Annotated in this window: 24 protein-coding genes and 5 pseudogenes; 11 read left to right on the top strand and 18 right to left on the bottom strand. The window is 37.1% G+C overall.

Going from position 1 to position 26,982, the window contains the following annotated elements; translation table 11 throughout:
• Positions 1–349: 349 nt before the first annotated feature.
• A complete protein-coding gene (locus JK635_RS16145; RefSeq protein WP_202654983.1) occupies positions 350–859 on the top strand; it encodes a hypothetical protein in 510 nt (169 codons plus the stop codon).
• Between the two features lie 161 nt (positions 860–1,020).
• On the opposite strand, the gene JK635_RS16140 is transcribed toward JK635_RS16145, so the two are convergent.
• The 3 genes from JK635_RS16140 to JK635_RS16130 form a co-directional block, all read right to left on the bottom strand.
• Positions 1,021–2,052 carry an NAD(P)H-dependent amine dehydrogenase family protein gene (locus tag JK635_RS16140; protein ID WP_235888152.1) on the bottom strand — a complete coding sequence of 344 codons (1,032 nt, stop codon included), beginning with the start codon at positions 2,050–2,052 and terminating at the stop codon, positions 1,021–1,023.
• Positions 2,053–2,290: 238 nt separating this feature from the next.
• Complete coding sequence (locus tag JK635_RS16135) at positions 2,291–3,490, bottom strand: MFS transporter (protein WP_202654982.1); 1,200 nt, start codon at positions 3,488–3,490, stop codon at positions 2,291–2,293.
• The gene (locus JK635_RS16130) at positions 3,487–3,915 is read right to left on the bottom strand and encodes a MarR family winged helix-turn-helix transcriptional regulator (RefSeq protein WP_202654981.1); all 429 of its coding nucleotides are present in this window, start codon (positions 3,913–3,915) and stop codon (positions 3,487–3,489) included. Before JK635_RS16130 ends, JK635_RS16135 begins: the two co-directional genes overlap by 4 nt.
• 202 nt (positions 3,916–4,117) lie before the next feature.
• Here JK635_RS16130 and JK635_RS16125 point away from each other — a divergent pair, with 202 nt between their 5' ends.
• Positions 4,118–4,375 carry a hypothetical protein gene (locus tag JK635_RS16125; RefSeq protein WP_235888151.1) on the top strand — a complete coding sequence of 86 codons (258 nt, stop codon included), beginning with the start codon at positions 4,118–4,120 and terminating at the stop codon, positions 4,373–4,375.
• 110 nt (positions 4,376–4,485) lie between these two features.
• On the opposite strand, the gene JK635_RS16120 is transcribed toward JK635_RS16125, so the two are convergent.
• From JK635_RS16120 to JK635_RS16100, 5 genes and pseudogenes are all read right to left on the bottom strand, one after another.
• Entirely contained in the window at positions 4,486–4,728 is a 243-nt protein-coding gene (locus JK635_RS16120; protein ID WP_202654980.1) for a hypothetical protein, read from the bottom strand.
• Positions 4,729–4,736: 8 nt separating this feature from the next.
• Positions 4,737–5,411, bottom strand: coding sequence for a response regulator transcription factor (locus JK635_RS16115; protein ID WP_202654979.1), 675 nt, complete (start codon positions 5,409–5,411; stop codon positions 4,737–4,739).
• A gap of 24 nt (positions 5,412–5,435) precedes the next feature.
• The gene (locus tag JK635_RS16110; protein WP_202654978.1) at positions 5,436–6,809 is read right to left on the bottom strand and encodes a sensor histidine kinase; all 1,374 of its coding nucleotides are present in this window, start codon (positions 6,807–6,809) and stop codon (positions 5,436–5,438) included.
• Between the two features lie 518 nt (positions 6,810–7,327).
• Positions 7,328–7,495, bottom strand: a pseudogene (locus JK635_RS27165) (alcohol dehydrogenase); the annotation flags it as partial.
• Positions 7,496–7,778: 283 nt separating this feature from the next.
• Entirely contained in the window at positions 7,779–10,235 is a 2,457-nt protein-coding gene (locus tag JK635_RS16100; RefSeq protein WP_202654977.1) for a CoA-disulfide reductase, read from the bottom strand.
• Between the two features lie 230 nt (positions 10,236–10,465).
• Here JK635_RS16100 and JK635_RS16095 point away from each other — a divergent pair.
• Positions 10,466–10,627: pseudogene (locus JK635_RS16095) on the top strand (SDR family oxidoreductase); the annotation flags it as partial.
• A 221-nt stretch (positions 10,628–10,848) separates the two neighbouring features.
• On the opposite strand, the gene JK635_RS16090 reads toward JK635_RS16095, so the two are convergent.
• Positions 10,849–11,019, bottom strand: a complete 171-nt coding sequence (locus JK635_RS16090) for a hypothetical protein (protein ID WP_202654975.1) — start codon at positions 11,017–11,019, stop codon at positions 10,849–10,851.
• A gap of 275 nt (positions 11,020–11,294) precedes the next feature.
• Positions 11,295–11,744 carry a GNAT family N-acetyltransferase gene (locus tag JK635_RS16085; RefSeq protein ID WP_202654974.1) on the bottom strand — a complete coding sequence of 150 codons (450 nt, stop codon included), beginning with the start codon at positions 11,742–11,744 and terminating at the stop codon, positions 11,295–11,297.
• 498 nt (positions 11,745–12,242) lie between these two features.
• Here JK635_RS16085 and JK635_RS16080 point away from each other — a divergent pair, with 498 nt between their 5' ends.
• Positions 12,243–13,004, top strand: a complete 762-nt coding sequence (locus JK635_RS16080; RefSeq protein WP_202654973.1) for a GNAT family N-acetyltransferase — start codon at positions 12,243–12,245, stop codon at positions 13,002–13,004.
• Positions 13,005–13,485: 481 nt separating this feature from the next.
• Complete coding sequence (locus tag JK635_RS16075; RefSeq protein ID WP_235888150.1) at positions 13,486–14,457, top strand: NAD(P)/FAD-dependent oxidoreductase; 972 nt, start codon at positions 13,486–13,488, stop codon at positions 14,455–14,457.
• A gap of 67 nt (positions 14,458–14,524) precedes the next feature.
• On the opposite strand, the gene JK635_RS16070 is transcribed toward JK635_RS16075, so the two are convergent.
• The gene (locus JK635_RS16070) at positions 14,525–14,926 is read right to left on the bottom strand and encodes an MATE family efflux transporter (RefSeq protein WP_306792956.1); all 402 of its coding nucleotides are present in this window, start codon (positions 14,924–14,926) and stop codon (positions 14,525–14,527) included.
• 412 nt (positions 14,927–15,338) lie between these two features.
• Complete coding sequence (locus JK635_RS16065) at positions 15,339–15,959, bottom strand: LysE/ArgO family amino acid transporter (RefSeq protein ID WP_202654971.1); 621 nt, start codon at positions 15,957–15,959, stop codon at positions 15,339–15,341.
• A gap of 121 nt (positions 15,960–16,080) precedes the next feature.
• Between JK635_RS16065 and pdxR the strand changes: the two genes are divergently transcribed.
• From pdxR to JK635_RS16050, 3 genes and pseudogenes are all read left to right on the top strand, one after another.
• The gene (gene pdxR, locus JK635_RS16060; RefSeq protein ID WP_202654970.1) at positions 16,081–17,532 is read left to right on the top strand and encodes a MocR-like pyridoxine biosynthesis transcription factor PdxR; all 1,452 of its coding nucleotides are present in this window, start codon (positions 16,081–16,083) and stop codon (positions 17,530–17,532) included.
• A 98-nt stretch (positions 17,533–17,630) separates the two neighbouring features.
• Positions 17,631–17,906: pseudogene (locus JK635_RS16055) on the top strand (2-thiouracil desulfurase family protein); the annotation flags it as partial.
• Positions 17,907–17,969: 63 nt separating this feature from the next.
• Positions 17,970–18,215 (top strand): hypothetical protein, encoded by a 246-nt coding sequence (locus JK635_RS16050; protein WP_202654968.1) that lies wholly within the window; start codon positions 17,970–17,972, stop codon positions 18,213–18,215.
• A gap of 690 nt (positions 18,216–18,905) precedes the next feature.
• Here JK635_RS16050 and JK635_RS16045 read toward each other — a convergent pair.
• The 5 genes and pseudogenes from JK635_RS16045 to mef(A) form a co-directional block, all read right to left on the bottom strand.
• Positions 18,906–19,973 carry a hypothetical protein gene (locus tag JK635_RS16045; RefSeq protein ID WP_202654967.1) on the bottom strand — a complete coding sequence of 356 codons (1,068 nt, stop codon included), beginning with the start codon at positions 19,971–19,973 and terminating at the stop codon, positions 18,906–18,908.
• A 123-nt stretch (positions 19,974–20,096) separates the two neighbouring features.
• Positions 20,097–20,573, bottom strand: a complete 477-nt coding sequence (locus JK635_RS16040; RefSeq protein WP_202654966.1) for an MGMT family protein — start codon at positions 20,571–20,573, stop codon at positions 20,097–20,099.
• Between the two features lie 86 nt (positions 20,574–20,659).
• On the bottom strand, positions 20,660–20,965 hold the full coding sequence (locus tag JK635_RS16035; RefSeq protein WP_202654965.1) for a hypothetical protein: 306 nt from the start codon (positions 20,963–20,965) through the stop codon (positions 20,660–20,662).
• Between the two features lie 108 nt (positions 20,966–21,073).
• A pseudogene (locus JK635_RS16030) lies at positions 21,074–21,342 on the bottom strand (ATP-binding cassette domain-containing protein); the annotation flags it as partial.
• Between the two features lie 125 nt (positions 21,343–21,467).
• A complete protein-coding gene (gene mef(A) / locus JK635_RS16025) occupies positions 21,468–22,691 on the bottom strand; it encodes a macrolide efflux MFS transporter Mef(A) (protein ID WP_202654964.1) in 1,224 nt (407 codons plus the stop codon).
• Positions 22,692–23,744: 1,053 nt separating this feature from the next.
• On the opposite strand from mef(A), the pseudogene JK635_RS16020 reads away from it, so the two are divergent.
• Positions 23,745–24,137 (top strand): annotated as a pseudogene (locus tag JK635_RS16020) (transposase family protein); the annotation flags it as partial.
• A 329-nt stretch (positions 24,138–24,466) separates the two neighbouring features.
• On the opposite strand, the gene JK635_RS16015 reads toward JK635_RS16020, so the two are convergent.
• Entirely contained in the window at positions 24,467–25,114 is a 648-nt protein-coding gene (locus JK635_RS16015; RefSeq protein ID WP_202654962.1) for a TetR/AcrR family transcriptional regulator, read from the bottom strand.
• A gap of 308 nt (positions 25,115–25,422) precedes the next feature.
• Between JK635_RS16015 and JK635_RS16010 the strand changes: the two genes are divergently transcribed.
• Both JK635_RS16010 and JK635_RS16005 read left to right on the top strand, forming a co-directional pair.
• The gene (locus tag JK635_RS16010; protein ID WP_202654961.1) at positions 25,423–26,082 is read left to right on the top strand and encodes an HXXEE domain-containing protein; all 660 of its coding nucleotides are present in this window, start codon (positions 25,423–25,425) and stop codon (positions 26,080–26,082) included.
• A 98-nt stretch (positions 26,083–26,180) separates the two neighbouring features.
• Positions 26,181–26,825, top strand: a complete 645-nt coding sequence (locus JK635_RS16005) for an HXXEE domain-containing protein (RefSeq protein ID WP_202654960.1) — start codon at positions 26,181–26,183, stop codon at positions 26,823–26,825.
• Positions 26,826–26,982 lie beyond the last annotated feature (157 nt).

Raw genomic sequence — 26,982 nt, 5'->3', positions numbered from 1 at the left:
CTCCACGGAATAGTGCAATTTTCTTGAATATTTAGTCTCCACTTTTACTATACCCCACTCAAATGAGAGCGACAAGGAATTTGATAATTCAGAATTACTTCATTTGCTGTATAATGAAAAGTGCCTGTCACTACCCGAAGATATTGAATCTTTAAATTCATCCAACAATTTCTGAGTGGTGACAGGCACAAGGCTTAGATATTAAACTAAATTAAAGGAACTTGTAAAATTATTTGTAATTTTAATAAAACTCTAAGAGAGCTCTCATTATTTTCTAATTTTCCATTATTATAATGAATTTGAAAATAGCGAAGGAGGTTTTAAGCTGAGAAATAAGTTAGTTCGAACGATGATCGGCACAACACTTGTTGCTTTAGTCGGATTTGGCAGCTTTGCATCTGCAATGGAATTGAAGGAAGAGAAAGGTTTTAACGGTAATTATACTCAATTCAATTATCATGAAGTGGAAGGAAAAGTAAAGTCGTTAAGTAAAAATAAAATGGTTGTTTCGTTTCCATTTGGGGGCAGCAGAACCTATAAAATTACAAAAAATACAAGAATCGAAGACTATGGCCTAAAATTGAAAAAAGGTGTATTAGTTGAAGTTGAAGCCAATGGAAAAACCGCACGGAGCATTGATACGGAACGGACTATCGATAGCCATGGAATCATCGTTTCCGACAGCAAGAAGCAAATGAAGATAAAATATAGAGGAATAACCAAATCATTTACAAAGGCTGCCCATTATTATTTAGATCGGGATGGGTATCGTGGAAGTTTAAAAGGAGTACCGGTTGAAATTAAACTTGATAGAAATTTCAAACTGTTATCTGCTGAGATTGATGATGATTTTAATTAAATAATTGAATATTAGTTACTTAAATAGTGGTGTGAAATTTTATGCTTCCCTATTTGCTAAAAAACCTTTTTTCCCGTTTTGCCTGAACGAGTCCACTCTTTGCTGAAGAAAAGACCGAATTCTACTCGAATTCGGCCTTTTCTTCATATAAATTCCGGGAGCTAGACAAACAGTTGAATCGGATAGGGCAAATACTCAACAGCATCTAATTTTTCCACGGTGATGTATCCGGCTGGTGCCTTTAATATAGTAGGAATCCGGTTGACCACTGTCGCACACGTATGTTCTACCGTCGCCGGCTTCTGGACATAAAAGGTAGTGTCAGGTTCTCCGGTTATTTTCCAATCACACATATCGCCGTCGTCCGGTCCATACACTTTACCGATGCACTGTGTTTCAATAATCGGTCCCTGGAAGGTCTCGGTTGTCACGACCGCACTCATTCCAATGCAATGTCCTTTTGGAATCACCCGGCCCAAAGTTGCCGAGTACAGGTCTTGGTCATAAAAATACGGAACACATTTCTGTGTCTGCGACTTGATCGTCCAGCCCATTTTTGCACACAGTGCCTCGTTCGAGTTCCACACATAGCTTGGTTCCAGCGTTTCTGGATGAGCGATTTTTTCCTCAAATTCCTCCGGCGTCATCCCGGCGCCATGGGCCTCTGCAAGCGCAAGTCCATAATCCTCGACATTGTAGCTGACAGCGCCTTCAATTTTATCAATACGATGGACACCTCCAGCAATGCAGCCAATCATATTAATCCAAAAAATGTCCTGCATCCCGGAACCGACAATCGTACAATTATGTTCTTTCGCGAGTTTATCCAGCTTGTTCGTAATCGTAGAAGCGGTAGTCCACGGATAGATCGCCTCTTCACAGGTTGTTACCACATTGATACCGCGCATCACGCACTTTTCAAAATGAGGATAGACATCATTCATGAAGCTAAACAGCGTCAACACCGCAATATTGGCATCACATTCATCCAACACGGCATCGGCATCACTGCGAATCGGGACGCCGAGCTTCACGCCGAGTTCCGCCCAATCGCCAACGTCCATACCGACCACATCCGGGTTGATATCAATCGCCCCGACAATCTCCGCACCTTTTTCATACAAATAGCGCAGAATATACTTCGACATTTTCCCACAGCCATACTGTACTACACGGATCTTCTCATGATACAAGATGGATAACCTCTTTTCTATTATATTTTCGGGAACAGGAGAACCTATTTTTTGCTGATGATAGATGTCTCGTTACCGGAGAAAAACCTGGTAAATCAATAGGAGAACCCATTCCACTAGCTCAAGTATATAATGGATGAGATTACCGCGCATGGTGGATATTAGTAGATTATGTGAACTTTAGAACCTTTCTAGTCCAAAAAATGGATGAAGTTAACCAATGATTACGCCAGCCTGCTTAGCTAGGCTGGACCATTTGCTGTATTTTATTGCCAGCTTTTCTGCCATGTAACAAATAATAGAAGAACAGGCAGGCAAAAAGTACAATCGCCATCGTCATATATAGACCGCGATACCCAAGCGACGGAACAATAAACCCAAGGATTGATGGGCCAATCCCCATCCCGCCGTCAAAAAAGATAAACCAAGTTGAGGTTGCCAGTCCCATTCGTTCCTTCGGAGAGACTTTAATAGAAATCGCCTGACCGCTGGAGGTGAGTGTTCCGTATCCAAGACCTACGAAAGCACCTGCTAATAAAAGAGTAAATCCGTGATGCGCCTGGCTTAGGACAAACAAAGCAAGAGCGAATACGAAGAACGACGGATACATCACAAAATTTTCCCCTCTTACATCAAACCACCGGCCTGTAAAGGGCCTTGATACCAGTACAAGCACAGCATACACAATAAAAAAGAAACTGCCGACGCCAACTAAATCAATTTCGTTTGTATAGGAGCTTAGAAAGGTAAGAATGCTTGAATAGCCCAGCCCAATAAATGCCCCCATGACGGAAATCGGAATGGCCTTTACCTCAAAGAAATGATCAAGCGAAAATCCCTTCATTTCCTCCAACTGCTCTTTGGTAAATTGGATGATTGGAACGTTTAGAAAGAATATCGCTATCAAGCTGAACGCCAGCAGCAGAATACATAAAACGAAGTTAATCGAAACCTCCGTATACTGAGATAGAAACATACTTAAAAATGGTCCTATCGCCGCAGCCAGTACGACACTTAAGGCATAATAACCGGTGCCTTCCCCCCGCCTTTCATTTGGAATGATTTTTGCAGCAATTGTTCCGGTTGCGGTTGAAGCAATACCCATTGCGGCCCCGTTTAAAAAGCGGTTGATTAAAAGAGTTGTCATGTTATTTACGAAGAAATACAAACCTGTTGTGATTAGGAAAAATATAAAGCCGATATACAAAGTCTTCTTCCAACCTGTCTTGTCAATTGACCTGCCTGTAAAGAGGCGTCCGATTAGCATCCCAATAACAAAAATCCCCGAAGCGAGACCGGCCGCACTCGGTGTGGCATGGAATTTCTCCGATGCAAAGTTCGTAATCGTTACCATTAATAAATAAAATGTAAAGTAAAGAAAAAAGTTAGCCGTTGAAACAATGAAGAAATTTTTTGTCCACAATTTTGGTTTTGTCATTCATTCTCTGCCCCTTTGTTCAAAATATTTTGTTGTATTTTGGGAAGGATTTGAGACAAGGTATTTTTTTCATTGTCTGGAATACCTTTCATTACCTCATTCTCTAACTGATTGATTTTCCGACGGCATACTTTGTATACCTCCCTACCCTTATCTGTCAACTGAATCATTCTTTCACGGCCGTCCTTGCTTGATACTCCTTCAATAAGCATTTGTTCTTTCAAACGATGGACTCTTCTAGTGATCGACGGCTTTTCGACATGATAATAGTCGGCGATCTCTACCAGCGTTGATGGTCCCATTTTTTGCACGTAAAAAAGAACCTCCCATAATGAAAAAGAAAGCCCGTGTTCAGCCAGTATTTCATTTAGTCTACTTATAATGGACCGATATAATCGTATATAACGTTGAAAAAAATATTGCAACTTTTGCCCCCCTAAAAACAAAATAGTTACCCTAGGTAACCATATATGAGTTTTACTATACTTCCATTTTTTAAATTGGTCAAGATTTAGACACAATTTCCCTAATCACGAAAATAATATCATTTCCCATCATGAAAAATTCATTATTTCTGCGAATTTTAGCTATATGATGAAGGTAACGAAAGAAAGGGGGTGTTAAATCATGAAAAAACTTGCTGTTGGCATCTTAAGTGGAGCTTTAATTCTTGGAGCTGGTACAGCTGTATTTGCAGCTGGTAACAGCAATTCGGGTGATGGCTTTAGTTTTGAAAAAATGCTGCCTTTCATGCAAAAAATGCATCCAAATTCTTCAAAAGAGGATTTACAAAAAATGTACAAAGCCTGCCATGGAGATGGAGGCATGATGAATGGAATATACAAAAATAATACGGAAACCAAAAGCATGATGAATAACTTATAGAAATTACGAAATATAAAATTTAAAGGTCGATTAAAAAAGTTCAAAAAAGCTGAGTGAAATTCCTCAGCTTTTTTGAATCCGAAAATTAATTAGCAGTTTATACATTCCCCTCATTTCTTATCTTTATTCCTGTTCATGGTCCTCCAAATAATCAAGATTAACGTTAAGAAAAGAAAGCAAATGATCATCATCTGTGAAAACCAAAAGAACATATGATGCAGCATCATATGTTTCCCCATCATCATCCCCATTGGGGTCGGGGGAAACCAAGTCATTTTGATAACAAATATCAAGGATGAAATCCCTAGAATAATAATCAAAATTAAAAATACGGTGGACAGTAATTTATTCATTTTCTCACCTATTCAACTTTATATCCAATTCCCCAAACTGTTTTAATGGGTTGCTCATTGACCCCTGCTGCTTTTAATTTATCCCGGAGATTTTTAATGTGAGAATCAACCGTTCGATCTTCCCCGGTAAACTCTATCCCCCAAACTAACTCAACCAATTGCTCTCTAGATAAGACAATTCCCCTATGTTCTAAAAGAATTCTTAGTAGATCAAACTCTGTTTGTGTAAGGCTAATTTTTTTATCATGAAAAATTACATCTCGAGCATTTAAATCTACTATGATACCTTTATATTTTAACAAGTGTTCCTTTTCCGCACTTAGATGGGTCCTGCGAAGCAATGCATGGACCCTTGCTATCAATTCCTCAGCATCAAATGGCTTGACTAAATAATCATCTGCACCCTTTGATAATCCGGCAACCTTATCTTTTACTGCCCCCTTTGCCGTTAGCATCATCACCGGCAAATCTGACACCTTTCGAACTTGTTCAAGTGTCTGCCAGCCATCAAGAAGTGGCATCATAATATCAAGGATCATTAACTGATACTCGTGTTTCACAATTTTTTCATAAGCTTCCTTCCCGTTCTCTGCTTCTTCCACAACAAAACCTTCCTGCTGTAAATAAAGCCGTAAAAGCTGTCTCATTTCAAACTCATCATCGACTACCAAAATTTTTATCATTACTTTTTCTTCTCCTTATAACATTTAGATTTTTAATGTTATAGTAAAAGTTGATCCTTTGTTTTCTTGACTATCAACCGTTATTTCTCCTTCATGGGCCTCTACAATCTGTTTTACAACATATAGGCCCAGCCCGGTTCCTCCTGTTTGCCGGGCACGAGATTGTTCAACACGATAAAAACGGTCAAATATTTTCGTTAAATCTGACTTTGGAATCCCGATTCCAGTATCTTTTACTTTTATTTTTACAAAACCTTTTTCTACATAAGCGAGAATCGAAATTTCCCCTTGCTGGGTGTATTTCAGTGCATTTTCAACAAGGTTATAGAAGACTTGCTCGATTCTTTTAGGGTCAACACTAATTAACGGGATTTCTTGTAAGTTAGAGGTAATCTTTAACCCCTTTTTCAATATTTCTGGCTGGAGATTTGTTATTACTTTTTCGATAATCTGATTGATATTGGAATACTCGCGATCTAAAACAAATTCATTTACCTGTAATTTACTCATTTCAAATAAATCATTTACCAAAAATGATATACGTTTTGCTTCATTATTGATAATTTGTAAATACTGCTTCTGTTCTTCACTGCTTTTATACATCCCCTTCATTAAAATATCGCTATATCCTTTAATATAGGTTAGAGGGGTGCGAAGCTCATGGGAAACGGCTGCAAGGAAATCATTCCTGCTGTCCTCGAAGTATTGGAGCTGTTCCCCCAGTGACTGAATCGATTTTCCCAGTTGGGCAATTTCATCATCACCTTTGACAGGAATTTTTTGTTGATACCTTCCAAGTGACATTTTATTTGTTGCATCCTTCATCAATAAAAGCGGCTTTGTGAGTCTTCTTGATAAAATTCCAATAAAACCAAAGGCAAGCAATATGACTCCTACGCTAGCCATTAATATTAATAGGTTTAATACCACCACGATTTCACGTATTATGTAGGCCGGATAGTACATATATACGTAGCCTTCATTTTTCCCAATTGGAGATACGGAAATGATATAATCATGGTTTTTCCAATCACTTTCTACTATCAGTCCTTTTTTTAGAACCTGTCCTTTAGATAATAAGTGATTTTTCATATCTTCATCCGGGGGAACCGAAGAACCGATGACACTTTGATTAGGATTAGTAATTACAACCTTGGTTGTGGCTCCTTTTTCCATTCTGATTACATGAGCAATTGTTTCTTTATTCAATTGTCCTTCCAACACCTTGGCGTGATTATAACCTCTTACCAGCAAATCCTGCTTAACATAATCACTGAACATATTAATAAAAACCCCGTATAATATCGAGCCAAGAATGAAAAGTAATAAAACAAATATTCCGCTGAAAAGTAATCCTAGTTTTGTTGATATGCTCGTTATTTTCTTAAATTTTTTCATTAAATTGCCCCTTGGTTTGCAATAAAAGTATTCATGAATTTCATCATAAAATAATAATATCGAGAAATGATGAAGAAATCTATTTAAGCCGTCAATCCTCCCTTAAACTTTACATGTAATATTACCCGGTATGCGGAAAGCGACTTGCTCCCCACTAACCGAGAGTAAATATAGTACATCAATAATGGGAAAGTTTTAACAAAATCCTTGAATAACGGCTGACTATTTAAGTAAGCTTTTTCTAAAAGATTTGTGTGTTTTTTTGATTCGCTAATATAATCCTTGAAACCGCTAATAAATGAATCGAATTCGCCAATAAAATCGATAGATTAGCTAATAAATCAATAAAATCCGCTAATTTTTCGAAGGCAGGAAAGTAAAATGATCCAAAAAAATACCACAGTATCAAGGACTGTGGTGTGACAAAATTTTATGCTTTCTTATCTTTTTAAAAAGGGTGTCCCGAAGGCTAAGCTTTTAGGACACCCTTGAAATGATCAAATATCATATGAAACAACTTACATTGTGCTGATGTCAATGACAAATCGATACTTTACATCTGAAGCTAGTACGCGTTCGTAGGCTTCGTCAATTTGGTCGGCTGAAATGACTTCAATCTTAGGCGTAATGTTATGTTCTGCGCAGAAATCCAACATTTCTTGAGTCTCACGGATACCGCCAATCAGGTATAAATTGTTTGTGTGCAATCAACTAAAAAGTTTATAAATTAGGTAAATGACTCCTGCCAGGAGCCACACAAATGTCCCCGGTCATATGGGAATCAGCTGTTTAGCTGGTTCCTCTTCTTTCCCAGGCATTTTGGGGCGGCTAATTCCTCAAGAACCGGTTGTCTGACAAGTATTTTGAACTTTTTTATTTTCTTTCATTTCAATTCACCCCTTTAAACTAGGACTACCATACAATTCTTTTGGACGTTTTTTCTCTGCGTACCATGTTCCAACGCTCAGTCTAGATAAACAGGTTAAGGCCGGATTGTTCAGCGTCACCAAGGAAAGTGGCCACTCCGCCAATCTCGACACCATCAATTAATTCTTCTTTTTTAATTCCCATGATATCCATCGACATGGAGCACGCTACTAGTTTTACTCCAGCATCAAGGGCATTTTTCATTAAAGTTTGTAGATTATCGACATTTTTCTTTTCCATTACATGGTTGATCATTTTTGCCCCCATTCCACCCATATTCATCTTGGACAGCGGCAATTTTTCAACACCTTTAGGCATCATCATGCCAAACATTTTTTCCATAAAATCTTTTTCGACTGGTGGTGCATCTGTTCTCCGCAATACATTGAGCCCCCAGAACGTGAAAAACATCGTTACTTTTTTACCCATCGCCGCAGCACCTGAGGCAATAATAAACGAAGCGATCGTTTTATCCAGGTCCCCGCTAAATACCACAAGCGTAGCTCCGTCTTTCTCCGGTAAGGCAGAAGTTTCTTTTGATGCAGCAGCTTCATTTTGGATTCCTTTTTGAATCAAGGCCTTAAATTTCCTATCTTCAAAACTAGTTTTTATTAAGGTATTTCCCGTTTTATTAGCCCATGCTTTAATATCCTTGGTAAATCCCGGATCAGTTGCATGAACTTCCAAAATGTCGCCTGAATTCATTTTATCCATGGTTTGATAGACTTTCATGATTGGGCCGGGACATTGTAATCCGCAGGCATCAACCAAAATGGTCTGTTTAGGAACGGATTGTTTTGCTTCGATTACCCCTGAATCGCTTATAGAAAACCCAGAGTTGTCATCTGTATTGGATTCGTAAACATAGGAATATGTTTTTATTCCACCATCCAAATTTTTCACCTTAAACCCATGTTGCATTAAAACTCGCGCTCCTAGATAACCTCTCAGACCTACCTGACAGGTTAAGTAAATCGTTTGATCTTTTGGCAATTCAGCCAGATGGTTCCGCAATTGTCCAAGTGGAATATTGACGGACCCTTCAATATAACCCACTTCTCTTTCCATCGGTTCGCGAACATCGATTAATAATCCGCCATTGTTGATAATTTCATTGATCTCGTACCATTGAACCGTTTCGACTAAGCCCGCCGCCACATTCGTTGCCGTGTAGCCAGCCAGATTCACCGGATCTTTAGCCGAAGAATAAGGAGGTGCATAGGCTAATTCCAAGTCCGGCAAGTCAAAGATCGTCAATCCGCCTTTGATGGCTGTCGCAATCACGTCAATGCGTTTATCAGCACCATCATAGGAAACAGCCTGAGCCCCATAAATTTTCCCGGTTTCCTTTTCGAAAATTAATTTCAGGGAAAGCGGAAAAGAGCCTGGGTAATAACCCGCATGTGAGCCAGGATGGACGTGAATGACCTCATATGGCATTCCAAGCCGTTTTAATGTTTTTTCATTATTACCGGTTGCTGCTACAGTCATATCAAAAACTTTTGCAATCGACGTTCCTAATGTTCCGTTATATTTAGCCTGGATTCCATTTATATGGTCGGCAACGATTCTCCCCTGACGATTAGCTGGCCAGGCAAGCGGGATTTGCGTTGGCTGGCCGTTGATATAATCTTTTACCTCAATCGCATCGCCAATCGCATAAATATCGGGATCTTCCGTTTGCAAATATTCGTTTACTTGTATGCCTCCCCATGCCCCAACCTTAAGACCGGCACTAAGAGCTAATTGATTTTCTGGTTTGACCCCGATGGCTAAAATAATCATATCGGTTTCAATTTGCTTGCCGCTCTTTAATCTTACAATCTTTCCGTTTTCTTTAAACGCTGCTACCCCGTCCTCCAGGATTAGCTTTACTCCTTTTTCACGAAGATGTGAGTGTAAAATCGCAGCCATTTCATAGTCAATCGGTGCCATGATCTGGTTGGACATTTCAACAATGGTTACCTGAATTCCTAAATCGCAAAGATTTTCGGCCATTTCAATGCCAATAAAGCCCCCGCCGATGACTGTTGCTTTCTTTGGTTTCTTGGAATCAACGAATGATTTAATTTTATCGGTATCAGGAATATTTCTTAATGTAAATAGGGATTCTGCCGCTTCAATCCCCGGGATGGGCGGTTTAATAGGACTAGCTCCAGGCGATAACACCAGTTTATCGTATGCTTCCTCATAAATCTGACCCGTCCTTAAATTTTTTGCTTCAATCGTCTTTTTCTCGCGATTAATTTTTGTCACTTCAGTTAGATTTCGGATATCTAAATGAAACTTTTCAGACATTTCTTCCACCGTTTGAACCAAAAGCTGATCACGTTCAGATATAGTCCCACCGATATAATAAGGCAAACCGCAGTTTGCAAATGAAATATATTCGCCTCTTTCAAAGAGGATAATTTCAGCATGTTCATCCAATCTTCTCAGTCGGGCCGCAGTAGTAGCTCCTCCTGCAACTCCGCCAACAATGATGATCTTTTTTCCCATATGTTTTCCCTCCTAGTTGCTTATATGCGCATTATATCACAAAATACAATTACGGGTATAGGTATATTGTAACAACAAAAAAAACAGCAACAAAAGAATAATTGAAGTTGAAGGATGATGAATTGGTTTATCCTACCCTTCACGAAAGTATTGTTCTTGAAATCCGTCAAGATATTGGGCTAAGGAGATTTCACTATTATGGAAATCAATACGGATTACTTCATCGATAAAAATTCGGCGCGAGCCGTCTACAGGCTGTGCAATCTGTTATGCCAAGAGTAGGAGAATCGGAAGAAATTGCCCAAGTGGCCCTCTTTTTAGCTTCCGATGAATCCAGCTTTGTCAATGGTACAGTATTAGTAGCAGACGCTGGCTGGACTTCTGCATTTTAGAGGTCAGATATCGGCAGTCTTTCAATTATATCTGCAATTTTTCTATTATTCTGCAATTTCAGGCCGGATATCTGTAATTTTTCTATCTGAAAAGAGGTGCCTGGCCCCCAGTGCATTAAAGTTTTCCCACATCGGAGGTTAAGGCACCTATACATTTCATCTCAAATATGTTTTTTTAAATTAAGCCTCCATATGAAACGGCTGCACCCACTGTCCGTGAACTACCCGGCGCTGCCTTTGTTATTTTTCAGTTCCTCCAATAAGGATATAATCTTTTTATTTTGATCAACTTGAATTTCGCTGTTTATTTTGATTAGGCGAATCCATCTTAAGACAAATGCAAATAGAATTAACGGTAAAAGAGCGATTAATCCAGGAATAAAATTATTCATTACTATTTCCCCCAACTTTTTGGTATATTTACCTGTTGTATTACTCTTACCATAGTTTCGGCATTAGGGAATGGAACATAACATATTCGTTTTCCAAATGTTCGGTATTTTCCCCTAACACCTCTAGGTTATCAGAAGCTGTTCCCACTGTATGACATGTACCATTTCATCGGGGGTCAGGTACCATATAAGTAGAATATCTCATAGAAATAAGCCTTTAAATAGATGATAACAGTTTGACGCATAGATGCTTGTTAAAATGACCACAGATCACCTTAAACATCTAACTCTAGCCATTCATCCGTTTCTTTAAAGCCAAACTTCTTATAAACAGGTCTGCCCATTTTTGAAGCACCAAGCCATATTTTTGTAATCCCGGCATTTTTTGCTTCTTCTACTAATTTAGATAACAAACTGGTTGCAATACCTTGACCCCGGTAGCTTTTTTTCGTATACATATTCGTTATATAAGCCTTTTTCCCGCTTTTATTCGAATAGGAAGGTGGAAATTGATAAAAAATAACCGCCCCGCAAGCAATAACCTCTTCCTGATCTTCCACAAGCCATTGATGCAAAGACTGATCATTTAATTTATTTATAAAGAAACTATGTAGATCCGTATCAATATCGATATTGGGTTCGATCCCTTCATCAATCAGCTGCTTTTTTCTTAAATCAACCATTACATCAATATCATTAATAGTAGCTTTACGATAGTTAAGCATTTTACCACTCCTGCTTTTAGTCTCTCACTGAAATAATATCTTTAATCTTTTAGCATGAAATTCAAGGTCAAATATCTCATATTGAATAGAACTCCCTTGATCACTAAAGCTCCCATGTTTTATTAAAGATATTCAATTTCATTAAAATCAACGCTGTATAACATACATTTTGCTGAATGTAATCCGGTGGGTAGTTCACAAGATTTGATTTATATTATTCTATCATTCTCCCCATCATATATTAACATAAAAGCCGACAGAAAATTCTTAAGACATTCTCTTTTAAATTACAAAAATTAAATTAGCAATACAAATAAGGTACGAAATCGTAACGTTTTCGCACCTTATTTTTATTGATTTATCAATGTTTTTAGCAATTTAGCACCTAAAATAACCACTTAAATAGCAACCTAATTTTTAAATGAGGAATAAGCTTCCCTTTTTGGTAAAATAGGTGTGAATTGGGATGCTAAAATATCAAATATGGAGGTGGAAGAAATGGGATTTGTTCAAATTACAAAAAGTAATATAGAAACCGAACACATATGCTGTGCATTGGGGGCAAAACAATATGAAAATGCAGTAAGCGAGAAGAAGCAATGGCTTTCAGAACGAATGGATGAAGGATTAGTTTTTTATCGCTTGGATGAACGTGCAAAAGTATTTGTTGAATACTTACCTGCCGAAATGGCATGGATTCCTATTCAAGCATCGAATTATATGTATATTAACTGTTTGTGGGTTTCAGGAAGATACAAAAATAATGGGTATGCCAAGCAATTGTTAAATTATTGTAAAGAGGATGCAATCAATCGTGGTATGGATGGGATTGTACATATTGTAGGCAAGAAAAATTATCCATATTTAAGTGATAAACGTTTCTTTGAACATATGGGGTTTGAGTTAGTAGACCAAGCAGAACCGTATTTTGAATTAGTGGCATTGTCATGGAATAAACAAGCAATTGCACCATCTTTTAAAAAACAGGTAAAAACTTTTTCTTATGATGAAGGCATAACTATTTATTACACTGTTCAGTGTCCATTTGCTGTTGGTATATTGGAAGAACTAAGAAAAATAGCAGAAAACAAGGGTGTCCCTTTTAAATCTTTTAGAATAACTACTAAAGAAGAAGCACAAAATTCACCAACAATTTGGACAACTTTTGGTTTGTTTTATAACGGAGAATTCATTACACACGAAATAATCAGTCCAAACAAATTTGATAAACTACTAGCAAAACTATTAGCATCTGAATAATGCTCTTAATTTGTTTCTGTTTTTAATGCTTAACTGAAAAAAGCATGAGCCATTCTATAGGTGAAATGACCCTGTTTTCTTATTTGCTAATGACAATGTTTTTTTTAAGTTTCGTAATTCAAAAGGGAACATCTTACAAAAACCACCCGGCCTTTTTTGATTAGAGGATTTCCGATATTTGTACTCTATGCCATGTACACCTTTATAATATTCCGGGTATATTTCTCCTCTACACTGTTCGCATGAAAATAGATAAAGAAACCAATTATTTTGAAAAACATGGATACATTTATTATTTCTCGCAAGGGAATCCTTCTACTATAAGAAGTATTTCGGAGATGATTTGATATGGAAATTGCGATTATGGGGGCTGGACTCTCCGGTTTAGCGTGTGCAATAACCCTTAAAAAAAAACGGAATTACCCCAACAATATTTGAGAAAAGAAGCAAAGTAGGGGACAGATTTGTCAACGGCGAGGTCTTGCTGGATATCTTTTCCCGGCCCGTTCATGATTGCATTGCCTCCTTGTCAGATGAGTATGGAATATATCTCCAACCGACATCAAACATTCAAAGAATGGAACTTTTCTCTAAAAATGAACAGGCGATAATCGAGGGACATCTTGGGTTCACAAATGTCCGCGGCAGAGAACGGGATTCTTTTGAATCACAGTTAGAACGGCAAACGAAATCAACAATTCATTTCAACTCCCAGAAAACATATGAGCAATTACTTAGTGAATATACTCATGTGGTCATAGCAACTGGAGATGGAGCCTATGCAAAGGAGACCAGAAACTTTAGAGAAGATTTTTCCGTATCTATACAAGGTGCCACCGTTGAAGGCTCGTTTGACCGATATACAGTTATGGCCTGGGTCGATTACGACCTGTCTCCATACGGGTATTGCTTCCTAATTCCCTATTCAGAAAAAGAAGCATGCATTTCCCTTGCCATTCCAGACTTACCGAAAAACGCAGATCTCAATATCAGGGATCTCTGGAAGCTATTTTACCAAAAGGTTCGCTCTCAGCTAAAGCAGGAACTGCCCATCACTGATCAGTTTCAAATTACTCATTATCCTATTGAAATCTGTTTGAAACCACGAATAGGAAATACCTTTTACATAGGCAATTGCTTCGGAACGATGATGCCGTTTATGGGCTTTGGCCAGTATACTTCGATATTAAGCGGTGTTTATGCAGCCTATGATTTGTGTGGGATGGGAAATTACGAGGAATTAATGGCACCGCTTCGCCAGAGCTATGAAGATTCTCTCGTACTAAGAAGAGCTATGGAGCAAATATCCAATGAAGGATTAGATCGCATAATACGATCACTTCATGGATACTGGGGTGAAAAATTGTTTCAGACAAAAACCATTAATCCATTAAAAGTAGCAAGTTATTTAATGCGCCCCTTTCTAAAAATGAAAAAAGGTGTGACTTCTTGATGGGTAACCCTGAGTCGGTTCCTCTCACAGCATTGGGCACTTGGCTATCTTTGGACTGGTTATTCCATTAATAAAATGTCAAGGTGACTAACAACTGGCCGGTAACTAAAAACGGATAGCCACAAATAAATATTTTAATGAATGTAACGACACTAGCCGTAATATCCGGAGTCGCACCTAAAAGGTAAGCAACTCTTTCGGCGTTGAAAAACACTAAGGCGGCCAGTATTGTTACAGAAATGACGCAGAACCAGAAACACTGGGCAAAGACTGCCTTTGCGCCCTCCGTATCGTTTTTCCCAAGCTTCATGGCGGCAACACTAGCAACCCCAATTCCGAAAAATCCTCCTAATGCCAGGTTTAGCATTTCCAAAGGCATGATAACGCTGATCGTCGCAAGTCCAAGAGTTCCCAACCCATTTCCGATAATTACCCCTTCAAAAATAACCATTACGGCTTGTGCCAACATCCCTATTAAAGTTGCAATACTATACTTTGCAGTGAACCAGTCTGGCGGAGAGGTTAGGCACTTTGTTATTTTATTTCCCTCAATTCATCCATAAAGGCAGGCCTTTTTCCGTATAAAGCCATCAGTTCATTTATCACTTCAACTTGTTTTGGCTTTCCTGCAATTTTTTTAAATTTCATTAATATATGACATACTCCCTGATACTCTCTTCGATTGGATGAAACTCCTACGGTTGAATAAATATGTTTTTTATAAACTTACTGTCAATTCTATAAAATTTACATTATATCACAGCTGAACACAACTATTTAGCCCTGTACTAATCTTGAGGGGATGAAATCCAATTTGCTGGCATTGCCTGTAAGGAATTCTTTTCCTCAATAAGAATTTTCATTTTTACTTGAATGTTATTCTAATCACCTATAACCTTAATTCCGATATAAACTGCTATTCCCCATATAATAAACGCTGATACTTGATTAAATCGTTTGATCAATTTACCAGTTGTATCAACTTTTCCAAGAATTCTTCCCGCAATCGCCAAACCAAAAAACCATATCCATGAAACACTAATACAGGATAATGCAAAGATAACTAACTCATTTCCTTTGTAGCTCAATGAATTAAAGCCAATCACTCCAATAGTATCAATGATTGCATGGGGATTAAGAAAGGAAGCTGATGTCGCAAATATAATCTGTCGTTTTGCAGTTAATTGCACATTCTTTTGCTGTTTCCCTTCATTTTCAGCATCACTTCTAAAAATAGACCAGCCCATATAGATTAGAAAGCAAAATCCAATAATAAATATTAAATTGGTCAGCCATTCAAAACGGAAAATAATGATTGAAACACCTGTGACCGCTAAAAGGATTAAAATTGTATCACAAATAGACGCTGTAATAATAGCAGGTGCTGCGCGTAAGAATCTTTTTTGTGTAGCTCCTTGATTAAAAATAAAAACATTTTGAACCCCAAGTGGCAGAATTAAGCCGAAAGCTAATGCTGTTCCATGAATAAATGCCTCAATCATTATGTTTCCTCCTTTTTTGAAAATATTTTATCGGAAGAATACGGTGAAGTCTCCAACCAATTGGGTGGGCTTTAAACCAACCAATTGTTATAATAAAAGAAAAACAGGAGTGCATTAAGATATGTCTAACCTTGAATGGGTGCCAAACCGTTCTTCTCAGCTCCCCTTACATCAACAAATTTACGCATATATGAAACGGAAAATCATGAATGGGGAATGGACAATAGGCACAAAAATACCTCCACAAAGAACATTAGCTCTGCAGTTTAATGTAAATCGAAGTACAATTGTTACAGCTCTTGATGAATTAGTGGCAGATGGGTTAATTCAAGCAAAAGTTGGCAGAGGTACAGTTGTCATGAATAATACCTGGAGCATCATTTCCTCTACCCCACCACCCGATTGGAGAAATTATGTAAAATCAGGTACATATCAACCCAACCAATCTATCATACAAGATATTAATAATGCCGAATCTAGACCGGATATTATTCGTCTTGGAACAGGCGAACTCGCACCCGAACTTTTACCGTCTGAAAAGATGAAAAAAGTCTTTCTTCAAAACAAAAAACAACCACTTTCTCTTAGCTATACGGAACCAAAAGGAGATCTTTATTTAAGAGAAAAGATTTGTAACTTTTTAAAAACAAAAGGAATTGCGGTTACACCTGCATCCGTATTAATTGTTTCTGGCGGACTTCAGGCATTACAGTTAATTTCTCTGGGGCTATTACATAAAGGTTCCACTATTTTTCATGAAACACCATCTTATCTAACATCTGTTAATCTATTTCAGTCCGCTGGGATGAATTTATTTGGTATTCCGATGGAAAGTGAAGGAATAAAAATAGATTTATTAGGGCGATTAAAACGACAACATAATGGGGCATTGCTCTATACCATTCCTTCTTTTCACAACCCAACAGGCGTTTCAATATCGAAGACTAGAAGAAAACAACTTTTAGATGTTTGCAGTAAGGAAAGACTTCCAATTATTGAAGATGATGTTTATGGAGATTTATGGTTTGAGCAGCCTGAACCAAAACCGCTAAAAGCCACAGACCAGCAAGGACTTGTTTTATATATGGGGAGCATGTCCAAAACTTTGGGGCCTGGTTTACGAATTGGCTGGCTTGTCGGCCCAGAACCAGTAATAGATCGTTTATCTGATATTAAGATGCAAACTGATTATGGATCAAGCATATTATCACAATATGCTGTCGCAGAATGGCTTGCAAGCGGCTTGTATGAAGAACATCTTCATCATATAAGAAAAGAGTTGAAAATCCGTAGGGATTTAACTCTTCAAATTCTTGAAAAATATTTCTCAGAGATTGCAACATGGAATATTCCAAAAGGTGGTTTTTATATTTGGCTCAAATTAGACATGGATGTATCTATGAATAAATTGTTTAAGAAGGGTTTGAAAGAAGGGATTTTGATTAATCCGGGAAATATCTATGATCAAAATGATTCTACTCACCTTCGCCTCTCCTTTTCATATGCGACAGCAGAACAGCTTGAACAAGGTTTAATAAAACTTGCTGATTTAATCGAAAAAAGGAATGATTAGACAGATAGTTTACGATTATCTAAATTCAAGGTATAATGCTTTTCAACTACGGTTTAGTACAGTCAGATTTAACATTTGATCTATTTTCGGAGGGAGTTATGATTTTACTCAGTTCTTGTTTGGCGGGATTAAAGGTAAGATACAACGGTACGCATAGTTTAGATAATAGGTTAGCGAAATTAATCGGGGAAAATAAAGCAGTTACTGTCTGCCCTGAATTGCTCGGAGGATTTTCAACCCCAAGGGAACCTGCTGAAATAATCGGAGGAGACGGAGAAGATGTACTGGATGGAAAGGCTAAGGTTGTAGAGAAATTGGGAAAAGATGTGACCGAACTTTATATAAAAGGAGCTTATGCTACTTTAGAAATGGCTACAAAAAAAAAGTGATATGAAATTAGCAATAGCTTATAATAAGGGAAAAAGAAGAGATGATATATGAAGTGGCAGGAAGTTAGAGAATTATTCCCAAATCAGTTTGTATTAGTGTCGATTCTTAATTATCATGAGGATGAGGATAAAAAAATTATTGATGAAGTCGCACCCATTAGATCCATTCCAGAAGAAAATGTAAATAAAGAGTTTTTTAAAGTAGAACCTGGAAATATTGTTTACCATACATCGAACGAGGAATGTATCGTTCATATTCGTAAAGACCCGTTGGTGAGGGTGAGACGAATATAATGAAAATATCATTTGACGGACAACTTATTACAACATCACTTATAGTTACTTTTAGAGGAAGAGCGTTACAAATCGATGATATGATTATTGATACAGGTTTCTCACCCGCACTCTTTTTCCGCTAGTTTTTTTTCACAAAAATTATTTCTCAAATTAAAAGATTTTTTAGTACGTGAATCAATTTCATAAATTCCTATTTTAAAGAAACACAGACCTACAGAATATTGGTTGTTAAAAGTTTTTTAAGTTTTTACTTCATAAACATTGTGTTGATTTCCGTTCCAGGCGGACGCTTTCCGCTGGCGGTCCGTGAGCCTCCTCGTCGCTTCGCTCCTGCGGGATCCCACCTGGCCACGCTTTTCCCGCAGAACACTGAAAGAGCTTCCGTGAATTTATCCACGCACGAAGGAAATGCCTTAGCATTTTCGAGGAGTCGCCGCCTTCCACTCCAATCAACCAGTTTGGAAATTAAGAACGACTATTCTATACGGTCTGTATTTTAAGCAACTTGTTGTTGATTTAACGATGCATTGATACGATCCACAGCTAATTTTGAAGTATTATAAACTAAGGTTACGAGGTCAAAATGAACCTTGGCACGTTTTCTGGACATTCAAATTGCCAGAAGAAAAGAGAGATTGAAAAATGTACTGACTTTTGGTTCCAACACCATCTTACCGGTAACTACTGCTAGGCACCCGTTTTATTATTTCCATTGATCCATTTTGCACGTACATTCATCTTTTTCAAATCAACCACCGATGAATATTGATATTCCTTACTCCAATTACAAAATACCGATTTGGGTGATAAAATGATTTTGGTAAGTCTCGTATTTGGATTACTTGTCCACCCTTTATTTGGTATTAAGGAAACATTTGCAAGATCACCATTCTTTTCCACTTGATAAATCCCGTCAACATGGCCCATTTCTTCAGGCGGGCAAATGGAAAACTCACCGGTCTGATTTTCCAAAACAAATGCCGGAGAAAAGTGAATAACGACTTTTTTCTCTTGTATTAATTCTATTTGCGACAACCCTACTCCATTTGCTGTTTTAACAAACTTGTAATTTATTCCTTGATCAGTATATCGCATGCGCTCATCTAATTCTATTTCTTTTACTTGCCTATCAATGGGAAAAAATTCAAGAATCTGACTTTCCATCGTATATCTTGTATAGTATCGCATTTGTCCATACATTGGAAACGGGAATGGAAACGGATCTAATTTCAAGGCTTTGTTATCTATACGGATATCAACAATCGTACTTTTTCTTCTAATAAAATCAAAATTATATAAGAAAAACAGCGGAAGTGAAGATGGTTTTTCGCTTCCAAAACCAATGGGTGCCAATAAATTCATGGGGATACTTTTCTTTTTCGTCTGTTCTTTGATAAATACATGGATCTTTCGGCTTTCCAAATCTTTAAAATCGAACGAAATTTGTACACAGCCATCCAATTTTTCAAATACCGTATTTGCGATGTTCGTTTGGATATGTTTATTTAATCCCTTTTCCGCAACATCACATTCCTCATTTGGATTAAATAGTAGTGACAGGTCATCATACATATCTACATATCCATCATTTCGATAGGCCAATATCCGATATCCTTGCCCAATTTCAGCGCCATTTAAATACTGTAACTCAAACCCTTTATATATTGAATCCGGCTCCTTCTCAAAATTAATTAAAGCTAACTTTTCCATCGGTGTGTACTTCACTCCAAAGGGCAATACTGTTATCGCCTTCATTCCAAGCACCCCAATCCATTTATTTTGGTGGGACTAAGGGACAGGTTCCTTGACTCCATTTTCTTACAAGAGAGAACCTAATCAAAAATGATGTTATTTAACTCTACAAATAGGAATTTGTCACTATAATTCAAAGAGCACATATTCATAGTTTTGAACGTAATATTTAATATTCTTCCTGCCCTTTTGAATAACTGTATGTCCCTCTTGTTCCAGTTTTTTTCTCTGTTCTTCCACACCACCAGGATACTTTGGATTCAATTCACCATTTGCTTTTAATGTTCTCCAATATGGTGTTTCATTCTCACTTCTTTGGTAACTTGCCCATGCTACGATAGAAATAAATATTCCTGCTGTTATAGGATCAGTAAAATCAGCACCACTTAATTTTGCAAAATATTCTCTGATTTTCCCCACTGTTGTCACTTTGCCATATGGTACTAATTTCATTACCTTATCATACTCAATAGGTGGAGCAAAATACATTTTGTCACCACCATATTTTTCAATGCTTTTAGGATCTGTAATAGTATGAAATTTAGGCATATCCTTACTATCATTCAACATTGCATTAAAATCTTTTTTATCTTCATTTGCCATATTCAGCACCTCCTAACCAAAGCATAATATACATCATCAATCCATACAATGAGACAGTTTCAAAAATTCTAGCAAATTAGAATTTGTCATTTAATTTTCTTTAAAACAGACATAAAATCTTTATATACTAACGGCTGCATACTTTCCTTGTATATCTCTGTATCTGCTTTCTTCAACGCTTCTATAATACAATCCTCTAACTCTGGTTTATATTTTGCAATATTAGGTAATACCTTAATATATCGCCTTGTCGTAATAGGCTTCTCATCCAAGAAATGTTTTAAATATTCATCAATAATTTCATCAATCTTGTATTCTATATCCCATTTTGCATTAGCAGCTATTAATCTAAGTCCTCTGGTTCTTCTATACGAATTGCTATCTTCAATCAATTCAGCAAACCTATTTTATGATTAATTAAACTAAATGCAGTTTTATATAGTTCATGTTTATTCATTTTCTTCCTCCTAATCATTATGTCTCAGTAGCAATTTGCTTTACTTCAATATAAGCGCAAAATCTTTTTCCTCCTGCAAAGTTACTTCATCCAACTGAGGGATATAGGTAAATCCTCCAAGACGATTGATTTTACATCCTGGCGAAGTTAATTCCCCTAAAATCACCTTGAGTAAAGTACTTTTTCCTGCACCATTTGCTCCTACTAAACCAATACGGTCATAATCATATATTTCTAGTTCATCTATATCTAAAACATCTCGCCCTGTAAATTTTTCACACGAATGTCTTGTGCTTTTAATATCAATTCCATAATTATTTCCTCCTGTCTATAATCGCATGTTTTCATTTGCCTGTACGCAGGGAAAACCCTGCGATTTAAGCAGGAAGAATTACATGAAAATATAATACATAAATATCCCTCCAATAATGTATATTTTATTTTGAATCTAATTTTCTAATCTCAGTCATTAACGGACAAACTATAGCAATGCCGATGATTGAAATACCTGATATTAAAAACCAATGGTTTACACCAATTCTATCAGCAAAGAACCCGGAAAGGATTAACCCAAGTGGCATAGCAAGTGACATGATACTCCCGGTCAAGGAAAATACACGCCCTAAATATTCAGGCTTAATTTTCTCCTGAAAAAGAGCTGTTTGCACACCGCTGTAAAATGGCACCGAAAGCCCCATTATTGCACAGCAAACTACAAACATCACAAATCCATTTTGAGGAAGTAACCCCGAGACGGCTAGACTAGCTCCCATCATAAAAAATGAACCCGTTATTAATAGTACACGCTTTTCGTAACTTCCCATTCTTCCTAATATCAAGCCTCCTGCCAGCATACTAGAGGCAAAAGCAATTTCGGTAATAGAAATATGCATCGGTGTCCCATTAAAATATTCCATGCTGATTAAAGGATATAGTGCATTAATTGGCATATAAACAAATGTATATAGTGTTCCTAAAAGTAATAAGGCAAATAACCCTTTGTTTTGTCTCAGTACGACAATTCCTTCTTTCATTTCTTTTATGAAATTTGAATGTAAACTTTGCTTTTGCTGGTCTACTTTAAGCTTTGGAATATCCACAAATGCTACTGTGAGACTAGCAACTACAGCACCAAGTACATCGATGGCTATAATTGCATTCAATTCCCAAACAGAGTATAACAATGCCGCAACTGCTGGGCTTAGAATATAACTTATAGACTGCATGGACTGGCTATAACCCGCACATTTAGTCAACTGATCTTCTGGTACTAAAAGAGGCGTGACCGCATTCAGAGCGGGGGAATGAAAAGCTGTTCCAATGCTACGGATAAACAATACGACCATAACCATCCAAACAGGTAACTCCATGTACAATGCAATAATAGCCAGCATTGCACCAGCTGCTGCGATAATTAAATCAGCACTAATCATTATCTTTTTCCTATCATACCGATCCACTAGCACACCAATAGCTGGCCCAAAGAGCGCATAGGGTAAAAAACCAACTAGTGATGCCATCGACAAGGCCATCGCAGATCCTGTTTTTTCTGTAAGATAAAAAATAATCGCCATTTGCAGGATGGCACTTGTAATCAATGATACTGCCTGCCCTGCCCATATTGTAAAAAACTTTAGTTTCCAATTGTTGTATCTTTCCATTTTTATTATCTCCTGCATATTATTTTGCTTGAATTTCTATTTTGAATAGTATTCTAGGCAATAAAAAATGCAGGCCAAAATCCACAATGTGGCTCTGATCTGCATACATACAATATGGAAACATTCTTTTATAAAGGCATAGTTAAATAAAGCTATAATTAAATAGTCTATATCTCACCTTAACTAATGAATGCTCAATATCGTATAAATAAGCACAACAAAAAAAGCCTATCATCGGGGATAGATTCTGCCTTTTTTATTGCCAGCTTATCTTAAACGCATTGAGGCTGTCATAGTTTCGGTTCCTCCTAAATTCTTATTTGTACCAACGTACATTTTAACACAATAACTTGATATCTTCAATATTTAAAAATTGAAAAGGTCACGGAAAAACCCGGAAAAACCGCCAAATGGTGATAGTTCACTTAATTGGCGGTTGGCTCAATATTCTATATCTCTTCGTCAAGCTCAACACCAGACTTGAATTCAACAGTGAGTTTTTTATCAAGCACCGTAACTTTTTCAATAAGCCGCCTTACTAACTGCTCATCATACTCCTCCATCTCGTAGTAGTAATAGTGCCTGTCATTCTCCGAATAATCTTGTTTCACAGGGATGTTTCACGAGGGGGGGTATAGCAACCATAGACTTCAAAAAAATATACCTTATTAGATGCACTCCATCGAAGGGATAACCCCCCCCCCCGAACCATTCGTATTGTCAAAACTTTAATATTAGAAAGGTTAATAATCCTTGATTTAAAGGGCTTTAAATGCAAAAAACTTGCCACCCCCTAAAATCTAAGGATAATTGAGGTTACCACACACACAACATCCTAGATTGGAAGTGACAAGTTTGTACCCTCAATTATTAACCTATTTAATGGAATTTATCAAGCATCAAGATCAGGTAATTCGAACATTGCTTACCCTTCTTATTGGAAAAGGCATGTTTGACAAACCTGAAAAGACTCCTGTAAATAAACCTTATCGTAAGCTACAGGTTGATGATCTTCCGATCATCGAAACCCTACAGAAACTTGATTACCGGGTTCTAACATTTGTCGTGGACGGTAATCCAATTTACCTTTTAGCTCAGCACTTTTTTGCCCAACACGACATTCATTTCGACATTAAGCAAGTTATTGGGCTTACAAACGAAGATCCAGTGTCAACAGAGTATAGACCACTAAAACAAGTGATAGAACGGTTAAATCGCACGTTTAAGGGCAATTATCGCTCCACACACGGTTTTGGTTCTGAACATGGGTCTGTTTCTTTTGTGACCTTGTTTGTAGCTTACTTTAACTTTTTACGGCCTCACGCCGCACTAGAAGGTAAGGTGCCAGTGGTCAATCCGGAGTTACTACAGCTGCCGAACATGCCTGCACGATGGTCTAAACTCATTGGTTTGGCACAAGACTGGATTATTGAACAATTAGCCTAACTTTTTGTTTAGCAGAGCCCTTGAAGGTTCGAACACCCAAACAGCAATCGGCGAAGCGAACTCTTGACAAACCGAACTAGCCAATGGTTTAAAATGGAAAAAACCAAGGGCTATTTAGCATGCCTTCTTTTTGTCCCCGTCGCCCTTGTTAAACTTACCTAAAACCATTGGCGTGTTTGTCAAGAGCGATTGCGTGGCCTTTCCACCAAATATTTGGCAGAAAAAGCTGAACACCTAATGAGTTTTCATAGAACTTTTGACACTACCCATTATGTCTCAGTAGCAATTTGCTTTACTTCAATACAATCAATAATAATTAATGATACTTTTCACACACCATCTACTTTACCTTCAAAAGATTCATTTTTAAAACCAGCTGCATAGAACGGTCCACAAACGGTAATCACGGAAAGAATATGAGCCATTTCTTCAGGGGATTCCTTCCTTCCATTCCCTAGCCATTGTTGAATGATTCCTAAATGAGCAGACGCAACATATGATGTTAAATAATCTGCTGGAACAAGTAGATTGTCCTCATCTATAAGTGCTTCTGGACCATTTTCAATTAACATCCTCCATATAATTTTCTGTAATTCTTTTTGAAAAGCCATATTCCCACTTGAGTTTAGTATTACATTAAATAATTTATAGTTTTTATTTAAATACTCAAATATAGTGACAGCTGTTACATATGGAGTTTTCAAGGATGAGTTTCCTTTATATTCCGCAATAGAATTAGGGAGATTCACTTTAACCATTGTGAGTAAATCGCTTAAGATTTTTTCTTTAAAAGTCTCCATTAATTCGAATTTATCCTGATAATGGGCATAAAAAGTACCACGATTGATTTTTGCCCGTTTTGTAATATCTTTAATGGTAATCGCCTCATACCCATTTTCTTCAATTAATTCTACAAATGCATTTCGGATCGCTTCTTTTGTACGTTGTACTCTTAAATCTTCATTTTTGTGATACAAGAATGATTCCTCCTACATTTTATCCAACACACGCTACCCTGGTGTCCCTTAACCAACATAAGGACATTTTTTGATTATTGTATTCAGCTAAACCAAAGCATATAATTTAACCACGAATAGAACAACACGGTGTTCATTATTATATTTTATTTAAAGGAGGAATACAACGATATTTTTATTTGAATACTAATAGAATTTATTTCTCCAATGCTTTTTTATCAATTCATTTCTATCGTAAATAAAAGAAATCAGGAATTACACAATTTAAAATCCAAGCTTTTGGAAAGTCGATTATCAGGAGGTTTAACATGAATTTCTATCGTTATAACTGGTACAAATTTACGATTGTCGTTTTTATTTTTCTGGCTTTTTATATGGGGTTCTGGGGTATCGATACATTAAGTACCCTGCAAAACATTCTTATGTTTAGTTTTATGGCACTACTCGTTCATCAATATGAGGAATATGTATTTCCAGGTGGTGGTCCTGTAGTCATAAATAAAGCGAATTTCGGTGAAAAAGTGAATTATAGAACTTTCCCCGGAAACATGCATTCATCCATGATTGTTAATCATTTAGCTTATGTTGTTTATATTGCTGCAATTATCTGGTCGGAGTTCATTTGGCTTGGTCTTGCAACAATGTTCTTCAATTTATTCCAATTCATTGGTCATGGAATTCAAATGAACAGTAGATTGAAGACTTGGTACAATCCAGGATTAGCGAGCGTTATTTTTTTCTTAATTCCAATCAGTATCTATTACATGGTATTTATCGTTTCAAATGACTTAGTGACTGGATGGGATTGGTTTTGGGGAGCCGCCTCATTCTTCATTGTATTGATCCTAACGACGATTTTACCTGTTCAAGCCCTTAAGAATGTGAATTCCCCTTATGCTGTACCAGAATGGCAGGTTAATCGTTGCAATGAGGTACAAGCATTCGCCTCTCTTGAAAAGAAAAAATGAACAATCTATAGGTTAACCTTTTATGTTTCTAGCTAAACAAAGCTACTAAAAACTAATTCTACACAGTTATAAAATTTACTAAAGGAGATTGAGATAAAATGAAGTTTTTATTGAGACATTTCTATAACATTAGTGTCTTCATCGGCATAGCAATTATCATTTGCACGGCTATTTTTTGGTCCGATTTAAATGTTCTACAAAGACTAGCTCTGCTAAATCTAGCCGTATTGAATTTTCACTTTTTTGAGGAGTTTGGTTTCCCGGGTGGATTCCCAATGTTTGCAAACACCATGTTTGCTTACAAAGATAGTCCAAGACCAGATCGTTTTCCACTAAATCAAATGTCTGCTTTTTTAACGAACTGGGGAACTGCAATCGTGCTCTATGTCCCACCAATTATATGGCCAGATGCCATTTGGTTTGGATTAGCTCCTATTTTGTTTGGCGGCTTTGCCCAGCTTCTTATGCATGGAATTGTAAATAATAGAATGCTAAAAAGTGTTTATAATGCTGGATTAGCAAGTACTGTTTTAGGGCATTTACCAATCGCAATCGTATACATTTATTATATTCAAACTCATAATTTGGCTTCAGTTTGGGACTATATTATCGGGACTATCATTTTTGTCGTTTGGTATGTTGTAGGCATTCGTTTAATTATTAATAAATCTTTTGAAAGTATGGATTCACCTTACCCATTTGCACCAGAAGAAATGGCAAGGTTTAAAAAACCTACAAAATAATTAATGTTAAACATCAGACTACAGATGAAATTAAATAAAACGAACAGATTTAAATTACAGACCACCTTTTTAAAGTTGGTTTTTTCTTTATAAACTTCTTTAACTAACCCAGTTACTTGAATAAGTGCCCCACAATAACAGCTAATATTTATGCATA

The organism is Neobacillus paridis, from assembly GCF_016765675.1.
Taxonomy (GTDB): Bacteria; Bacillota; Bacilli; order Bacillales; family Cytobacillaceae; genus Neobacillus; species Neobacillus paridis.
The sequence above is the reverse complement of the archived record's forward strand: the minus strand, read 5'-3'. Positions and strand labels throughout refer to the sequence as shown.

Excerpts from the sequence above, each read along its gene's own strand:
- JK635_RS16110 (WP_202654978.1), bottom strand. The coding sequence starts at position 6,809 with ATGAAAAAATTTAAGAAAATAACGAGCATATCAACAAAACTAGGATTA.
- JK635_RS16080 (WP_202654973.1), top strand. The coding sequence starts at position 12,243 with ATGGGATTTGTTCAAATTACAAAAAGTAATATAGAAACCGAACACATA.
- JK635_RS16145 (WP_202654983.1), top strand. The coding sequence starts at position 350 with ATGATCGGCACAACACTTGTTGCTTTAGTCGGATTTGGCAGCTTTGCA.
- JK635_RS16125 (WP_235888151.1), top strand. The coding sequence starts at position 4,118 with ATGAAAAAACTTGCTGTTGGCATCTTAAGTGGAGCTTTAATTCTTGGA.
- JK635_RS16070 (WP_306792956.1), bottom strand. The coding sequence starts at position 14,926 with ATGTTGGCACAAGCCGTAATGGTTATTTTTGAAGGGGTAATTATCGGA.
- JK635_RS16010 (WP_202654961.1), top strand. The coding sequence starts at position 25,423 with ATGAATTTCTATCGTTATAACTGGTACAAATTTACGATTGTCGTTTTT.
- JK635_RS16005 (WP_202654960.1), top strand. The coding sequence starts at position 26,181 with ATGAAGTTTTTATTGAGACATTTCTATAACATTAGTGTCTTCATCGGC.
- JK635_RS16050 (WP_202654968.1), top strand. The coding sequence starts at position 17,970 with ATGAAGTGGCAGGAAGTTAGAGAATTATTCCCAAATCAGTTTGTATTA.
- JK635_RS16065 (WP_202654971.1), bottom strand. The coding sequence starts at position 15,959 with ATGATTGAGGCATTTATTCATGGAACAGCATTAGCTTTCGGCTTAATT.
- JK635_RS16100 (WP_202654977.1), bottom strand. The coding sequence starts at position 10,235 with ATGGGAAAAAAGATCATCATTGTTGGCGGAGTTGCAGGAGGAGCTACT.
- JK635_RS16040 (WP_202654966.1), bottom strand. The coding sequence starts at position 20,573 with ATGGCAAATGAAGATAAAAAAGATTTTAATGCAATGTTGAATGATAGT.
- JK635_RS16085 (WP_202654974.1), bottom strand. The coding sequence starts at position 11,744 with ATGCTTAACTATCGTAAAGCTACTATTAATGATATTGATGTAATGGTT.
- JK635_RS16090 (WP_202654975.1), bottom strand. The coding sequence starts at position 11,019 with ATGAATAATTTTATTCCTGGATTAATCGCTCTTTTACCGTTAATTCTA.
- JK635_RS16135 (WP_202654982.1), bottom strand. The coding sequence starts at position 3,490 with ATGACAAAACCAAAATTGTGGACAAAAAATTTCTTCATTGTTTCAACG.
- JK635_RS16120 (WP_202654980.1), bottom strand. The coding sequence starts at position 4,728 with ATGAATAAATTACTGTCCACCGTATTTTTAATTTTGATTATTATTCTA.
- pdxR (WP_202654970.1), top strand. The coding sequence starts at position 16,081 with ATGTCTAACCTTGAATGGGTGCCAAACCGTTCTTCTCAGCTCCCCTTA.
- JK635_RS16115 (WP_202654979.1), bottom strand. The coding sequence starts at position 5,411 with ATGATAAAAATTTTGGTAGTCGATGATGAGTTTGAAATGAGACAGCTT.
- JK635_RS16045 (WP_202654967.1), bottom strand. The coding sequence starts at position 19,973 with ATGAAGGCGATAACAGTATTGCCCTTTGGAGTGAAGTACACACCGATG.